Raw genomic sequence first — 12,385 nt, 5'->3', positions numbered from 1 at the left:
GTCGTCGCGGCCCGAGTGCCCGGGTCGCCCACCTCCCACACCCGCGCCCGCCGGACGGCGTCGACCAGGGCTGTCGGGGTCACGTGGGAGGCTCGGACCATGAGCACGACCACCGCGCACGGGGCGGGCGACGGCTGCGCGCCCGCCGTGCCGCCCGCCGCGCCGCCCGCGGGCGTGGTCCCGGGGGCGCCGCGGCCGGTCCTGCTCGACGCCGCGGCCACGACACGCTGCCGCCGCCGGGTCCACCTCGAGCACGTGCCGGCGGAGGACCTCGGGCCGGGCGGCCCGCCCCCCGGCGACGACGCCGACCCGGGCGTGGCGATGCGCAAGGCGGACGCGGCGAGCCACCGCGCGGCGCTCGCCGCACGCTGGGCCGAGCTCCTCGGTCCCCGGTGGGCGGCGGTGCCCACGGCGCCCACCGCCCGCGAGCGCGCCACGGCCGCCCGCGAGGTCCTCGCGGACGTCGAGGCGCTGCCCGACGTCGTCGGGGGCGTCGAGCTCCCCGCCGCCGAGGGCCGGCGCGGCAACGCGGAGGCCCTCGTGCGGGCGGTGCCCGGCGACCCCGCGTCCGGCTGGTGGCCGCTGATCGTCGTGCGCCACCGCATCACCGACCCCGGGGAGGGCGCGCTCACCTCCCCGCTCGGGCGCCCACACCCCGACGCGGCCGCGCCTGACGACGCGCGGCGGGTGCGCACGGTGACCCGCGACGTGCTGCGCCTGGCCCACCTGCACCGCATGCTGCGCGCCGCCGGGCTCGCGCCGCCCGAGTCGCCCGGGGCGCCGGTGTGGGGCGGCGTCGTCGGGCTCGACGCCGACGTCGTGGTGTGGGTCGACCTCGCCGCGTCCTCGTCCGGCACCGGCGGGCGCAGCACGCTCGAGACCTACGACCGGCGCCACGCCGACCGGCTGGCCGTCGCCGAGGCGGCCCGCACGCGGGCCCCCGCGCTCGCCGAGCCCTCGCGCATCACCGAGTGCCGGCGCTGCCCCTGGTGGCCGACGTGCGAGGCGGCGCTGCGCGCGGTCGACGACGTCAGCCTGGTCGTGCGGGGCGACGCCGCGCTGCGGCTGCGCGGCCGCGGCGTCACGACGGTGCGCGAGCTCGCGGCGCTCGACCCGGCCGCGGGGCTGCCCGGCCCGCCGCCCGACCCCGAGGTGCCCGAGGTGCCCGAGGCCGGCGAGGTGCCCGACCTCGTCGAGGCCGTCGCGCTGGCGCGCGCGTGGAGCCGCGACGTCCCGCTCGTGCGCCGGGTCGTGCGGCCCACCGTCGCGCGCGGCGACGTCGAGGTGGACGTCGACATGGAGAGCCTCGGCGAGGACGGCGCCTACCTGTGGGGCGCGCTGCTCTCCGGCGCCGACATCGGGCTCGAGCCCGGCTACCGCGCCTTCGTCACGTGGGATCCGCTGCCCACCCGCGACGAGGGGCGCTCCTTCGGCGAGTTCTGGACCTGGTTGCGCGACGTGCGGGCGCGCTGCGCCGAGCGGGGCCTGGTGATGCGGGCGTACTGCTACAACGAGCAGGCGGAGAACCGCTGGCTGCGCGGGTCGGTCGAGCGGTTCGCCGGCATGCCGGGGGTGCCGCCGGCGCAGGAGGTCGAGGAGTTCATCGCCTCCGAGGCGTGGATCGACCTCTTCCCCGTGGTCAGCGAGTCGTTCCTCTGCCCGCACGGCAAGGGCCTCAAGCGGGTCGCGCCCTCGGCGGGGTTCGCCTGGCACGACCCGGAGGCCGGCGGCGAGAACTCCATGCGCTGGTACCGCGACGCGGTCGGGCTCGACGGCGGCGAGCCCGACCCGGCGCAGCGCGAGCGGCTGCTCGTCTACAACGCGGACGACGTGCGGGCCACGTGGACGCTGCGCACGTGGCTGACCTCGGAGCGGGTCCTCGAGGTGCCCCACCTCGAGGACCTCACGGCCTGACGGTCACCGCGGCTGCATGCGCAGGCCGCCGTCGAAGCGGATGACCTCGCCGTTGAGGTAGTCGTGCTCGATGACCTGCGCGACCAGCTGGGCGTACTCGTCGGGGCGGCCCAGCCGCTGCGGGAAGGGGATGCCCGCGGCGAGCTGCTCGCGGAACGACTCCTCGACGCCGGCGAGCATCGGGGTGTCGATGATGCCGGGCGCGATCGTCATGACGCGGATGCCGTACTGGGCGAGGTCACGGGCCGCCGGCACGGTCATGCCGACGACGCCGCCCTTGGAGGCGGCGTAGGCGACCTGCCCGATCTGCCCCTCGAACGCGGCGACCGAGGCCGTGTTGACCACGACGCCGCGGGCGCCGTCGGTCAGCGGCTCGGTCTGCGCGATGGCCTCGGACGCGAGACGCATGACGTTGAAGGTGCCGATGAGGTTGACGCCGATGACCTGGTTGAACACCGCCAGGTCGTGCGGGCCCTTCTTCGACAGCACGCGACCGGCGGTGCCGATGCCCGCGCAGTTGACGACCACGCGCAGCGGCAGGCCGGTGGCCGTGGCCGCCTCGACCGCCGCGGCCACCTGGTCGCCGTCGGTGACGTCGGCGCCCACGTACTCGACGTTGTCCAGCGCCTCCGCGCCGTCGACGGCCTTCGGCAGGTCGATCGCGACGACACGCGCCCCCTGCTTCGCGAGCCGGCGGACGGTGGCCCCGCCGAGGCCCGAGGCCCCGCCGGTGACGATCGCGGCGACGTCGTTGGTGTCCATCTCTGTGCGGCGCTCCTTCGCGGGACGGTGAGGACCGGGGTGTACCCGCGCGGAGGCTATCCCCGACACCCGTTGCCGGTCAGCCTTGACTGTTCGTGAACGCCACCACGTCGCGATCAGCGGCGCGCGATCCCGAGCTGGTAGTCGTCGAGGTAGTGCGACGCGAACCCGGCCTCGGAGTAGGCCAGGTAGAAGTCCCACATGCGCACGAAGGTCTCGTCGAAACCGAGCGCGCGGACCTCCTCCTCGCGGGCCAGGAACGTGGCGCGCCACCGGCGCAGCGTCTCGGCGTAGTCGAGCCCGATGGAGCGGCGCTCGACGACCTGCATCGTGGTGTGCCGGGCGAGGGTCTCGTCGACGGCCTCGAGGCTCGGGATGAGCCCGCCGGGGAAGACGTACTTGTGGATCCAGGTGTACGACGACTTCGTCGCCTCGAGCCGGTGGTGCGGCATCGTGATCGACTGCAGGCCGAAGCGCCCGCCGGGCACGAGCAGCCGGTCGACGGTGCGGAAGTACTCCGGCCAGAAGCGCTCGCCGACCGCCTCGATCATCTCGATGCTGATCACGGCGTCGTACGAGCCGGCGGCCTCGCGGTAGTCGCGGACGTCGATGGTGATGCGGTCGGAGACCCCGGCGCGCTCGGCACGGGCGCGCGCGAGCTCGGCCTGCTCCACCGACAGCGTCAGCGTGGTGACCCGCGCGCCGCGCCGGGCGGCCCGGATCGCCGCCTCGCCCCACCCGGTGCCGATCTCGAGCACGTGCTGGCCCGCGCGCACCCCGGCGAGGTCGAGGATGCCGTCGATCTTGCGGTGCTGGGCGTCGACCAGCGGCTCCTCCGGGCGCTGCGGGTCGAACCAGGCGGCGGAGTACATCATCGACTCGTCGAGGAAGAGCGCGAACAGGTCGTTCGACAGGTCGTAGTGCCGGTGCACGTTCTCCTGCGAGACCTCCGCGTCCGCGGCGACCTCCTCGCGCGGCTGGCCTCGGTCGTAGAGACGGCGCAGGTTGCGCAGCGGGCGGGGGACGAGCTCCTCGATGTGGTCGACCATCACGCGCAGGACGCCGACGAGGTCGTCGGAGTCCCAGTCGCCGACCATCCAGCCCTCGCCGAACCCGATGAGTCCCTGGCGGCCGAGGCGCGTGAAGAAGGCCTCCGGGCGGATCAGGCGCAGGCCGGGACCGTTCGTGTCGCCCTCGACCGATCCGTCCGGCCACACCAGGTGCATCGGGAGGCGCTTGACCGCCGAGCGCACCAGGCCGCGTGCCACCGTCATGCGCAGCCGGTTCTCGCCCGGATCCTGCAGGCCCGGCCACACGCCTTCCGCGGGACGCGGGAGGACGCGTCCGCCTCCGGTGGTGGAGGTGGTGGTGCGCGAGGTCGGAGACACGGTTGACGTCCTCTCGTCCGCGGCCGGGGGTTTCGACCGCTGTGCTGCGTCCGCGACGCCCTCGTGCGTCGCATTCGCCGCCACCTTCGTGATCGGGGCGCGGGGTGTTCGCTCCTTTTCGCCGAGATCACCCCGACCGTCGCCGGACCGACGATCACTCACGGACCGCTGTCGTGCGTTACCGTGCGAAACCTGCGCAGGTCGGACGGTGGTCCTGCCGCATCGGCAGGCTGCGGAGGAAGGTGCGATGGGCGTCCCGGAGCAGCTGCGTCGGCTCGACGAGGACCTGGCCACCGGCCGGGTCGACGCCGAGTCCTACCGGCGGCGCCGCGACGAGCTCCTCGCCTCGCGCCTCCCGGAGCCGCCGCCGGCCGTCCAGGACGACCTCGACGACAGCGAGCTCGACGCCGCCGACCACGAGCTGGGTCTCGACGAGGGGCTCGACGGCGGCTACCGCACGGGTCGCCCGGGCGTCTCCGGGCCGGCCGACGGCGGGCGCGCGAACGGGCGCCCGGCGTCGACACCTCCGGGCCCGCCGCCCGCCCCGACCCCACCCGCCCAGAACCCACCTGCCCCGACACCACCCACGCCACCCCGTCCGGCCGACCGCCCGGCGACGCCTCCCCGCGGCGGCCCGCCCCCGACCGACCGGCGTCCACCACCCCCGTCGCGGCGACCCACGGGCCCGGTCACCACCGGTGGCGCGGCGCCGCCGTCGCGCCCCGTCGCGCCCGCGCCCGAACCCCCGGCCGAGCCCCCGGCGACGCCCGCACCTCCGCCGACGCCCCCGGCCGAGCAGGCGGTCGCCCCGAGCGAGACCCCCGGCCGCGACGCACCCCGGGCCACCATCCCGACCGCCGGGTCGGTGGAGAGTGCCCTCGCGCCTGCCGCGGGGGAGACCCGGGAACCCGCCTCCACCGCCCCCGCCGAGCCGGCCGCCGGGATCGAGGAGGACCGTCCCGACGGGGACACGCAGTGGACGCCGCTGCCCGAGCGACCGGCGCGCATCAAGTCCGCGGGCAACGGCGCCGCCGGGCCGGCGGGGGCACCCGCGAAGGCAGCCGCGCCCACGGAGACGGCCGCACCCGCTGAGGCAGCCGCGCCGGCGGAGACGGCCGCATCCGCCGAGCCGGCGGACCCGGAGGACCCGGAGGACCCGGAGGCCCCGGACGAGCCGGACGAGCCCGACGAGCCCGACGAGCCCGCCGACGGCCGCCCCCGCGGCATCCCCGTGCCCACGACGGCCGCCGAGGCGCCGCCGCTGCCGGAGACGCGCCCGGCGGCACCGTCCCTGCGCCCACCCCCGCCGCCCGCGGACGAGGAGGACGACGCCCGCACCGACGAGCGGCCCCTGCCGTCGGACCCGTTCCCGCCGCCGTTCCGGTGGTCGGCGCAGGACGCCGACGCCGCGGCGTCCCCGGACACGACGCAGGTGGTGCGCGACGCCCCGGGCCCGGCCGCCGACCGCACGCAGGTCGTGGCGCGGGAGGAGCCGGAGGCGACACAAGTGGTGCGCCGGCGTCCCGAACCGCAGCAGCCCCCGCCGTCCCCGCCGCCCCCGCGCGGCACCGGGTCCTGGCCGAGCGGTCCCGCGCGCCCCGGCCCGCCCCCGCCGCCGGAGCGCACGCAGTTCGTGCCCGGCGCGGTGCCGGCGCGGTCGGCCGGCGGCGGCGTCGCGCGACCGGAGGACACGGCCCCGCCGTGGGCGAGCGCGGCCGCGCGGTCGGAGGGCCTGCAGGGCCGCGAGCTGTTCGCCCGCGGACCGGGCCCGCGGGCGGGCGTGATCCTCGGGACGGTGGCGCTGCTCCTGCTCGTCGCGATCGTGCTGGTGGCGTCGATCGCGCTGGCGTAGGACGCGCTCACTAGGCTCCGCGTCGTGGCGACCATGGTCAGCTTCCACGCGCACCCCGACGACGAGTGCATCAGCTGCGGCGGGGTCATGCGCGCCGCGGCCGAGGCCGGGCACCGGGTGGTGCTCGTCGTCGCGACCCGCGGCGAGCACGGCGAGATCGTGCCGGGCGTGCTCGACGACGGCGAGACGCTGGCCGAGCGCCGCGTCAAGGAGACCCACGAGTCCGCCGAGGTGCTCGGTGCGTCACGGGTGGAGTTCCTCGGCTACGTCGACTCCGGGATGGTCGACAGCGAGACCAACGGCGCGCCCGGGTCGTTCTGGTCGGCCGACGTCGAGGAGGCCGCCGAGCGCCTCGCCGCGATCCTGCGGGAGGAGGACGCCGAGGTCCTCACCTGCTACGACCGCATCGGCGGGTACGGCCACCCCGACCACATCCAGGTCCACCGGGTGGGGCGGCGCGCCGGCGAGCTGGCCGGCACGCCCCGGGTCTACGAGGCCACCAGCAACCGCGACGACTTCCGCCGCATGGCCGAGATGGCCCGCGAGGCCGGCGAGGAGATGCCCGACCTCGACCCCGAGGGCTTCGGCTCGCCCGAGTCCGAGCTGACCACCCGCGTCGACGTGACGCCGTGGCTGAAGGCCAAGCGGGCGGCGATGCGGGTGCACCGCAGCCAGATCCCCGAGGACTCCTTCTTCCTCGCCCTGCCCGACGACCGGTTCGCCATGGCCTTCGGCACCGAGTGGTTCATCCGGGTCGGCGGCGATCCCGCGGACCGCGAGGACACCCTCTTCCCGGCGTAGCGGCCTGCCCCGGCTACGGGCGCCACTCGCTCGACGTGGTGATATGGGTGCCGACACCCGACCTACCGGAGCGGAGCCGGCGGATGCCGAACGAGATCGTCGTCGAGCCGGGGACGACCTGAGGTGGCCACCGGCCTCGACCCGGCGACCCGCTCGGACCACGACGTCCCGATCGTCGACGACACCCCGCCGCACCGGACGCTGCGCCGCCCGTCCCCGCAGACGCTGCTGATCGCCGCGGTCGGCGCGCTGATGGGCGGGCTGCTGTTCCTGGTCGCGTACCGCGGGATGCCCGACGACTCCTACATCACCCTCGACTACGCCCGGAACGTCGCCGAGCTCGGGCACTGGGGCCTCACGCCGTTCCGCGACGCCAACTCGGCCACGTCGCCGCTCAACGTGTGGCTGCTCGCCGCCGGCATCGTCGTCACCGGGCGCCCGGCGGTCTCGGCCGGCCTCGTCCTCGTCCTCACCACCGGGGCGATGGCGGTGTGGGCGGCGGGCCTGGCCGGGCAGCTCGGCCTGCGCCGCCCGGTGGTCGCGTTCCTCACCGTGGGCCTGATCGTCACCTCGCCGATCTTCGCCGCGGTGGTCGGCATGGAGTCGTTCCTGGTGGCGGCCCTGCTCGTCGCCGTCGCGCGCTACGCCGCCGCCCGTCGGCCGATGGCGACGGGGATCGTCATGGGGCTCGGGGTGCTCACGCGGCCCGACCTCGTGCTGCCCGCCGTCGTCCTCGTCGCCGTGCTGTTCCTCGCCGCCGCCCCGCGCGCGGTCCGTGGCGCGCTGGTCGCCGTCGGTGTCGGCGCGCTGGTGACGCTGCCGTGGCACGTGTGGTCGTGGTTCGTGCTCGGCAGCTTCGTGCCGGACAGCCTCATCATCAAGACCAGCGGCGCCTTCCCCGGCGGCGAGGTCTTCGGCAACGGGCCGCTGTTCATGGCGGAACGCTGGCCGATCGCGATGCTCGTCGTGGGCGTGGTCGTCGGGGTGGGCCTGGTGTCGGTCGCCGTCTCGGCCGCGCGGTGGATCCGGGGCCGGGGGCGGCTGCTCGACCGCGTGGTCGTCGCGGCCGGCCTGGCGGGCGCGCTGCACTACGCGGCCTACGCGGCGATGGGCGTCTCGTCCTACATCTGGTACTACTGCCCGTCGTTGGCGCTGCTGACGCTGGCCGCCGCGCTCGGCGCCGCCGACCTGAGCCTGCAGCGCACCACCGCGGTCGTCACCGGGCTGGCGCTCGTGGCCGGCGTGAGCATCGGGCACCAGACCGGCCTCGGGATCCCGTGGCCGCACCCGGCGGTGTTCGGGAACTGGGCCAGCGCCGCCGACTACATCAACGCGGGCACCGGGCTCGGCGCGGCCGTGCCGGCCGACCAGAGCATCCTCGCGCCCGGCGAGATCGGCACCATCGCCTTCGCGTGCCGCTGCGACATCGTCGACCAGTTCAGCGACAGGGCGCGCCTGATGTCCATCGTCGACTCGCGCCTCGCGTCCGCGGGCCCGCTCGAGGGGCTGCTGCTGCGCGTCAACTTCCTCCACGCCGAGCGCCGGCCGGTCGAGGCACCCGACCGCGTGCTGACCTACGAGACCGGCCCCGGTCCCGGCTGGCGGACCTACGTCATCGGCCGCGGCGCCGGGCACCTCGTCCTGGAGCGCTGAACGGAGCGCCGAGAGGGGCGCTGAGAGGGACTCAGCCCTCGAGGATGTAGCCGCGGCCGCGGACGGTGCGGATGCGCTCCGCGCCGAGCTTGCGGCGCAGGTAGCCGATGTAGACCTCGACGATGTTCGAGGTCGGCGGGCCGCCCCAGACGCGGGTGACGAGCTGCTCCTGGGACATCGCCTGCCCGCGCGGGTGACGGATGAGCGCGTCGACCACTGCGTACTCGGTGCGCGACAGGCTCACCGGCTTGTTCTCGACGAACACCTGCTCGAGGGCCGTGTCGACGGCCACCTCGCCGCGGCGCAGGAACAGCTGCGCGGTGGGGCGGTCGTCGCCGAGACGCAGCCGCAGGCGCGCGAGCAGCTCCTCCATGGGGAAGGGCGTGACCAGGTAGTCGTCCTGCGTCGCGCGCAGGGTCGACACGGTGCGGTCGCGCGCCTCGGGGCTGGTCAGCGCGATGATCGGGGTGCGGGGGCTGTCGCGGTGCAGGTCCGCGAGCACCTCGACGGGCCGCAGCCCCGGCATCTCGACGTCGAGCACGACGGCGCGCGCGCCGCTGGCCCGGGCGGTCGCCCCGACGCTCCAGCTCTCGCGCAGCAGCTGGGGTTCGAAGCCGTGCGACCGCAACGTCCCGACCAGGACGCTCGTTGTGCGATGAGAAGGGGCCACGCACAGCACGCGGCCCCGCTCCGCGCCCGCATAACGATCAGGTCTCATCGCGGACCAGCTTGGACCCCGGCGCGTCCGAGTTCAATCGACGAGCGGCGAGTGGAGACGTGATGCTCGTCCGACGCGCCGACCTGAGAGCGGGACGGGGCGAGCGGAGCACGTACTCATCCGTTCGGCCGCATGAGCATGCCGGTCGTCGTGCTGAGCGGTCCTGCGAGCGGTGCCCGAACCTGAGATCTCTCAGATAAGCGGTCGCCGGACGGCCGTGTCCCTACCGTGACCTCCCGTCGGAGCCCGGGCGGCGACGCTCCCCCTCGTTGCCGCCGTCCGTGCTCCGCCGACAACCCCACGTAGGTCACCCGTGCCCTCGGCGTCGACTCCCCGGACGAGCTCCCCCGTCCCGGCGTCGCGAGCACCGTCAGGAGGATCCCGTGCCCCGACGCGGACGACATCGCACAACACTCCCCATGCGGCTGCTCGCGATCGTCGCGGCGCTGCTCGTCACCGGCGGCGTGGTCACGGTCGCCGGCTCCGCCTTCGCGGACTCCGACTCGAGCGACGGTGACGGCGGCATCCTCAGCTCGCTCACCAGCAGCTCGGACGACGAGTCGGGCTCCTCCGGCGAGGAGGGCTCCGACGGGTCCGGCGAGGACGGCTCGAACGACGAGGGCGCCGAGGACGGCGACGACCAGGGCGACGGCGGCGAGAACACCGAGGCCCGGGGCGACGACCAGGGCGACCAGGGCCAGGACGAGAACGGCGACCAGCAGCGCCGCAACACCATGCAGGAGGACGTCGGCGAGATCGACGCCGACAACGAGGCGCCCGAGGTCGAGGCCGCCGAGGCCGAGGACCCGCTGAAGCGCGACCAGATCGCCCCGGCCGGTCCGGAGCAGTACGTCGACATCACCGACGTCGACGCCAACGGCGGCAACCGCGGCCAGGGCGGCGTCTTCAGCGGTGGCTCGTACACGGTCAACTGCGGTACGAGCGACCACCGCAACTCGAGCAACTTCATGGCGGCGCCGGGCAACCCGAACGGTGCTCAGCACACGCACGACTACGTGGGCAACACCACCACCGACGAGAACTCGGACGAGGCGTCGCTCGAGGCCGGCGGGACGTCCTGCACCAACGGCGACCGGTCGACCTTCTTCTGGCCGGTGCTCCGCGACCTCAACGGCACCGACGACGACGCCAACGACGACGGCGGCGGCAAGGACGGCAACGTCGGGCGCATCCTCACGCCGCAGTCCGCCGACCTGACCTTCCACGGCACGGGTGGCCAGGACGTCGAGGCGCTGCCGCAGCACCTCGAGGTCATCATGGGCAACGCCAAGGCGGCCGCCCAGGACGGCAAGAACGCGAACGCGAAGTACACCTGCTCGGGCTTCACCGACCGGGTCACCGACAAGTACCCGATCTGCCCGTCCGGCTCGAACCTGATGCGCATCCTCGACTACCCGAACTGCTGGGACGGCGAGAACCTCAGCTCGGAGGACCTGCGCTCGCACATCACGTTCCCGGACGAGAACGGGCGGTGCGATGACGGCGAGACGACGCTCCCGGCGCTGCGGATCACGCTGACGTACGACCAGCCGGCGGGCCGGGCCTTCGCGATCGACACGTTCCCGGACAACCAGCACGCTCCGATCACCGACCACTCGGACTTCATGCACTTCTCGTCCGTGGCGCGGGCCCAGCAGGGCGCCGACTGCATCAACAACAACGAGCGCTGCACCCAGTAGCGAACAGACCGGCGCACGACCCCGAGGGGCCGTCCCCGTGATCCAGGCGATCACGGCGGGCGGCCCCTCGTCGCGTGTGGGTCGCGTGTGGGTCGCGTACGGTCGTCGGCGGGCGCCGACCGGCGCTCACGGGAGTCCGGAGCCACCGGGCTGAGAGGGGACCTGCAGCGGTCCCGACCGTCGGAACCTGATCCGGATCATGCCGGCGCAGGGAGGCTGCTGTGAGTACGTCTGCGTCCACCTCGGAGTCCACCCCGGAGTCGACCCCCGAGGTCGCCCCCACCCTCGACGGCCCGGTGCCGAAGACCCTCGGTTTCCTCGACCAGGGCGCGTTCTGGGCCAACCTCGGCGTGAGCCTGCTGGGCTTCGCCGGCGTCCTCGCGGTCCTCGCGCCCGCCGGCGCCCCGCCGCTGACGGTCACCGCCGCCGTCGTCGCGACCGTCGTCGGCACCCTGATCGGCAGCGCCATGGTCGGCCTGTCGGCCATGCCCGGGGCGGCGACCGGCGCGCCCGCGATGGTGCTGCTCCGCGGCCTGTTCGGCGGGGTCCTGTCGTGGATCCCGTCGGCGCTCAACGTCGTCCAGCTCATCGGCTGGGGCACTTTCGAGCTCGTCGTCATCGCCCAGGCCGGCACGCTCGCGCTGGGCGGCCCGACGTGGGTGTGGGTGCTCGGGGCGGGCGTCGTCACCACCCTGCTCACCCTGCGCCCGCTGGGCATGCTGCGGCTGCTGCGCCGGGTCGTCACGATCCTCGTCGCGATCTCCGTCGCCTACCTCGCCTGGTGGCTCTTCACGCGGCCCGAGCTGGACCTGGGCGCCGGCGGCGGGTCCTGGGCGGGCTTCTGGGCCGGGACCGACGCGGCGATCGCCGTCGCCGTGTCCTGGATCCCGGTCGCCTCGGACTTCTCGCGCCACTCGCGGCGCGTCTCGACCGCCTTCACCGCGGCCACCGTCGGCTACGGCCTCACCCAGATCGTCTGCTTCGTCGTCGGGCTCGCCGCCCTCGCGCTGGTCGCGGGCGACGGGGACGCGGTGTTCGCCCCGATGCTCGCCGCGCCGTTCGGGCTGGTCGCGCTGCTGGTGCTCACCGCCCGCGAGACCGACCAGTCGTTCGCCAACGTCTACTCCACCGCCGTCTCGGTGCAGAACCTCGCGCCGCGGGCCGACCGGCGGGTGCTCTGCCTGGCGATCGGCGCGCTGATCACCGTGCTCGCGCTCGGCGTCACGATCGACGACTACGCGGTCTTCCTCGCCGTGATCGGGTCGGTGTTCGTGCCGCTGCTCGGCGTGGGCGTGGGCGACGCGCTGGTCCGCCGGGGGCGCACGCCGGACCTCTCCCGCTGGGCGCCGTCCCGCCCGCTCATGGTCGTGGCCTGGGTGATCGGTCTCGCCGTGTACCAGCTGGTCAACCCCGGTGGGGCGCCCGGCTGGTCGGACGCGTGGAGCGCGCTGCGCGACGCGATCGGGTTCACGCCGCCGTCGTGGCTCTCGGCGTCGCTGCTGTCGTTCGTGGTGGCCGCCGCGGTCGCCGCGCTCCTCGCGCGGCTCGAGCGTCGCCGCACGACGTCGGCCACGACCGGGTGACGCCGGCGGGGTCC

General features: G+C 75.1%; 9 protein-coding genes and 1 riboswitch. Of the genes, 6 read left to right on the top strand and 3 right to left on the bottom strand.

Annotated elements, in window-relative coordinates; all coding sequences use genetic code 11:
* Positions 1 to 99 precede the first annotated feature (99 nt).
* Positions 100 to 1,914 carry a TM0106 family RecB-like putative nuclease gene (locus ACFPK1_RS00140; RefSeq protein WP_378018872.1) on the top strand — a complete coding sequence of 605 codons (1,815 nt, stop codon included), beginning with the start codon at positions 100 to 102 and terminating at the stop codon, positions 1,912 to 1,914.
* Between the two features lie 3 nt (positions 1,915 to 1,917).
* Here the strand turns inward: ACFPK1_RS00140 and ACFPK1_RS00135 are convergent, their stop codons facing one another.
* On the bottom strand, positions 1,918 to 2,676 hold the full coding sequence (locus ACFPK1_RS00135; protein WP_378018871.1) for an SDR family NAD(P)-dependent oxidoreductase: 759 nt from the start codon (positions 2,674 to 2,676) through the stop codon (positions 1,918 to 1,920).
* A gap of 116 nt (positions 2,677 to 2,792) precedes the next feature.
* A complete protein-coding gene (locus tag ACFPK1_RS00130) occupies positions 2,793 to 3,950 on the bottom strand; it encodes a class I SAM-dependent methyltransferase (protein WP_378018870.1) in 1,158 nt (385 codons plus the stop codon).
* 361 nt (positions 3,951 to 4,311) lie between these two features.
* Here ACFPK1_RS00130 and ACFPK1_RS00125 point away from each other — a divergent pair, with 361 nt between their 5' ends.
* The 3 genes from ACFPK1_RS00125 to ACFPK1_RS00115 all read left to right on the top strand — a co-directional run bounded on the left by ACFPK1_RS00125 (position 4,312) and on the right by ACFPK1_RS00115 (position 8,370).
* Complete coding sequence (locus ACFPK1_RS00125; RefSeq protein ID WP_378018869.1) at positions 4,312 to 5,916, top strand: hypothetical protein; 1,605 nt, start codon at positions 4,312 to 4,314, stop codon at positions 5,914 to 5,916.
* Positions 5,917 to 5,940: 24 nt separating this feature from the next.
* Complete coding sequence (locus ACFPK1_RS00120; protein WP_378018868.1) at positions 5,941 to 6,717, top strand: PIG-L family deacetylase; 777 nt, start codon at positions 5,941 to 5,943, stop codon at positions 6,715 to 6,717.
* 123 nt (positions 6,718 to 6,840) lie between these two features.
* Positions 6,841 to 8,370 (top strand): hypothetical protein, encoded by a 1,530-nt coding sequence (locus ACFPK1_RS00115; protein ID WP_378018867.1) that lies wholly within the window; start codon positions 6,841 to 6,843, stop codon positions 8,368 to 8,370.
* 31 nt (positions 8,371 to 8,401) lie between these two features.
* Here ACFPK1_RS00115 and ACFPK1_RS00110 read toward each other — a convergent pair whose 3' ends face one another.
* Entirely contained in the window at positions 8,402 to 9,088 is a 687-nt protein-coding gene (locus ACFPK1_RS00110) for a response regulator transcription factor (protein ID WP_133826668.1), read from the bottom strand.
* Positions 9,089 to 9,507: 419 nt separating this feature from the next.
* Between ACFPK1_RS00110 and ACFPK1_RS00105 the strand changes: the two genes are divergently transcribed.
* Together ACFPK1_RS00105 and ACFPK1_RS00100 are read left to right on the top strand one after the other, a co-directional pair.
* Positions 9,508 to 10,788, top strand: a complete 1,281-nt coding sequence (locus tag ACFPK1_RS00105; RefSeq protein WP_378018866.1) for a DUF1996 domain-containing protein — start codon at positions 9,508 to 9,510, stop codon at positions 10,786 to 10,788.
* Positions 10,789 to 10,906: 118 nt separating this feature from the next.
* A riboswitch (TPP riboswitch) is annotated at positions 10,907 to 11,019 on the top strand.
* A complete protein-coding gene (locus tag ACFPK1_RS00100; RefSeq protein WP_378018865.1) occupies positions 11,010 to 12,371 on the top strand; it encodes a purine-cytosine permease family protein in 1,362 nt (453 codons plus the stop codon). Its footprint overlaps the riboswitch before it by 10 nt.
* Positions 12,372 to 12,385 lie beyond the last annotated feature (14 nt).

It is taken from the genome of Actinomycetospora rhizophila, assembly GCF_042657905.1.
Classification (GTDB): Bacteria; Actinomycetota; Actinomycetes; order Mycobacteriales; family Pseudonocardiaceae; genus Actinomycetospora; species Actinomycetospora rhizophila.
Note: the sequence above shows the minus strand (reverse complement) of the source record. Positions and strands in the feature narration are given on the sequence as shown.

Coding starts and splice junctions, on each gene's coding strand:
- ACFPK1_RS00140 (WP_378018872.1), top strand. CDS start 100: ATGAGCACGACCACCGCGCACGGGGCGGGCGACGGCTGCGCGCCCGCC.
- ACFPK1_RS00135 (WP_378018871.1), bottom strand. CDS start 2,676: ATGGACACCAACGACGTCGCCGCGATCGTCACCGGCGGGGCCTCGGGC.
- ACFPK1_RS00130 (WP_378018870.1), bottom strand. CDS start 3,950: ATGACGGTGGCACGCGGCCTGGTGCGCTCGGCGGTCAAGCGCCTCCCG.
- ACFPK1_RS00125 (WP_378018869.1), top strand. CDS start 4,312: ATGGGCGTCCCGGAGCAGCTGCGTCGGCTCGACGAGGACCTGGCCACC.
- ACFPK1_RS00110 (WP_133826668.1), bottom strand. CDS start 9,088: ATGAGACCTGATCGTTATGCGGGCGCGGAGCGGGGCCGCGTGCTGTGC.
- ACFPK1_RS00105 (WP_378018866.1), top strand. CDS start 9,508: ATGCGGCTGCTCGCGATCGTCGCGGCGCTGCTCGTCACCGGCGGCGTG.